We start from the raw sequence: 2,858 nt of genomic DNA, 5'->3' as shown, positions 1-2,858 counted from the left end.
CATTTAGGAAATGCTTGGGAAGAAACAGAAGTAAATGAATTAGAAGCTGTTAGTCAGTGGATGTTACAAAATATTAATACAGAAAATAAGCGGATCGTTGAAAAATCTCATCAATTTCCTGATTTAGAAGGGATGGGAACGACTCTGGTAGCTGCTGTTTATATCGATAATCAGCTAGTCGTAGCCAATATAGGAGACAGTCGCGGATACCATTATGCCGATGGAACATTAAAACAAATAACGGATGACCATTCTTTGGTTAATGAATTAGTAAAAAGCGGTGAACTAACAAATGAAGCTGCTTTAAAGCATCCTCAAAAAAATGTTTTAACGCGTTCTTTAGGTGCTTCTGAAAAAGTAGAAGTGGATTTAATGGTCGTTTCTGTTCTAAAAGAAGATCAATTGCTACTTTGTTCGGACGGATTGACGAATATGGTGAAAGATGTGGAAATCGCAGAAATCTTAAGGGAACGAAGCACTTCACTTGAAGAAAAAGTAACGAGTTTAATCTCGCTTGCTAATGCACGCGGTGGTTACGATAATATAACAGTGCTGCTAATCGATTTTTTTGACAGGAAGGAGGGAGAGAACAATGGAGATTGGTAGAAAACTAAACGGCCGCTATAAGATTACAGGAACTGTTGGCGGCGGAGGTATGGCTCACGTATACTTAGCACATGATTTAATTGTAGATCGGGATGTAGCAGTTAAAGTTTTGCGTTATGATTTCCGAGACGATCAAGATACTATCCGACGATTTAAGCGAGAAGCACTTGCGGCAACTGAGATGGTCCACCCTAATATTGTAAGTGTTTATGATATTGGGGAAGAAGACAACAATCAATACATTGTGATGGAATATGTTAAAGGAACGGATTTAAAAAAATATATTCATAATCATTTCCCGATTCCTTACCAAAAAGTAATTGATATTATGGATCAGGTGTTATCTGCAGTAGCTACTGCACATCACAATCGCATTATTCACCGAGATTTAAAACCGCAAAATATTTTGATTGATGAAGATGGAGTAGTGAAGATTACTGATTTTGGGATCGCCGTGGCATTGTCTCAAACGTCTATTACTCAAACTAATTCTCTTTTGGGTTCGGTTCACTACCTCTCGCCAGAACAAGCACGTGGCGGAATGGCTACTAATCAATCAGATATTTATTCTTTGGGTATTATCCTGTATGAATTATTGACAGGTCATGTTCCCTTTGATGGAGAATCAGCAGTTTCAATCGCTTTGAAACATTTCCAAGAAAGTGTTCCTTTTGTAAAAGAATATGATCAACGGATACCGCAAGCTTTAGAAAATGTGGTCTTGAAAGCTACTGCTAAAGAAGTGGCAGATCGTTACCGTACTGTACATGAAATGCAGAATGATTTGGCAACATCTTTGTTACCACAAAGAAGCAATGAGCCTAAATTTGTTCCAGCCAGCATGTTGGAAAATACAAAAGTATTAGAGCCGATCAAACCAAAAGAAGCGGTTGTAACAGACAGTTCTTTAGTCGAATCAAAAGAATTGCCGGAAAAAGGAACAGAGACAAACAAAGATGAAATAAAAAACGAGAAAAAACCAAAAAATAAAAAAGCTAAGGCTCTATGGCTGACTTTATTGGGGTTGTTTTTAGTAGGGGCAATTGTATTTGCTGTACTAGTGTTTAGCAGTCCTAAAGATATCAGTGTGCCTGATTTAACGGGTATGACAAAAAACGAGGCGACTAAAGCCTTATCAACCCATAATTTGGTCTTAGGAGATGTTGTTGAAGAAGCAAATAATGAAGTTGAAAAAGGACTGGTTATTCGTACGGATCCTAAAACAGGGGCAACGATCAAAGAGGACTCTACAGTCAATTTATTGGTCAGTTCAGGAAAAGAGACAGTGGCCTTTTCAGATTATACTGGCAAATCATATGAAGAAGTTCGTGCGCAATTAATTGAACAAAAATTTACAGTTAAACGAATAGATGACAGCAGTGATACTGTGGAAGCTGGCTTAATCCTTTCTCAAGATATTGACGAAGATGAAGAGGTTATTCCTGAGGAAACGACAATTACATTTACCGTCAGTACGGGGAAAGCTGGCTTTGAAATGCGAGATCTGAGCGGCTATTCCGAAAAAGGAGTACAAGATTACGTAGATGACAACAATTTGAATGTAACGATCACGAAAGAATATTCTAATGATATAGCAGACGGACAAGTCATTTCACAAGAACCAGCTGCCGGTGAGATTCTATACGGAGGTTCGAATATTTCTGTGGTGATTTCACAAGGGCCTGAAGAAATTCCTTTAAAAACATTTACAAAAAAGGTTGAGATTCCTTATAAAAAATCAGAAGAAAAAGTTTCTTCATCTATCAGTACTGGAGAAAGTACAGAAATGCAGTTGGTTCCTAACTCAATCACTGTTTATATTGATGATGAAGAGCATAAGCTGGGCACAGTTTATCAACAATTTGAAATATCCGAAAATACCGAAATAGAAATACCTTTTGTTTTACAAGAAGGGAAAAAAGGAAGTTACCGCATTATCAGAGATGGAGAAATGATTGAAGAAAACACAGAAGTAACACCTTAAAATAAATACAGCACATAGGAAACCTGAAAGATAAGTAAACTAGTCTTTCGGGTTTTTTGATGTTAAAATAGAACACGAAGTAAAGTGAAGGATTTTAATGTTTTTCAATGTAAAGGAATAGCTATAATGGGAGGGATCATGTGACAAAAGGACAAATTAGAAAAGCATTAAGCGGATTTTATTATGTTTATGTTGATGGAGATACCTATCAAACGCGTGGCAGAGGAAATTTTAGGAAACGCAAACTAACTCCAATGGTAGGCGATTA

At 37.1% G+C, this 2,858-nt stretch carries 2 protein-coding genes and 1 pseudogene; all 3 read left to right on the top strand.

Translation table 11 applies throughout. From position 1 onward, the window contains the following. Positions 1-606 (top strand): protein phosphatase 2C domain-containing protein (locus RT405_RS06200; RefSeq protein ID WP_313468464.1); only part of this gene is annotated, 606 nt, incomplete at its 5' end. Next, positions 593-2,590, top strand: a complete 1,998-nt coding sequence (gene pknB / locus RT405_RS06195; protein ID WP_313468462.1) for a Stk1 family PASTA domain-containing Ser/Thr kinase — start codon at positions 593-595, stop codon at positions 2,588-2,590. The genes RT405_RS06200 and pknB, both read left to right, overlap by 14 nt. 140 nt (positions 2,591-2,730) lie before the next feature. Then, positions 2,731-2,858: pseudogene (locus tag RT405_RS06190) on the top strand (ribosome small subunit-dependent GTPase A); the annotation flags it as partial.

The sequence above is a fragment of the Carnobacterium sp. genome (assembly GCF_032094055.1).
In the GTDB taxonomy this organism is placed as follows: domain Bacteria; phylum Bacillota; class Bacilli; order Lactobacillales; family Carnobacteriaceae; genus Carnobacterium_A.
Note: the sequence above shows the minus strand (reverse complement) of the source record. Positions and strands in the feature narration are given on the sequence as shown.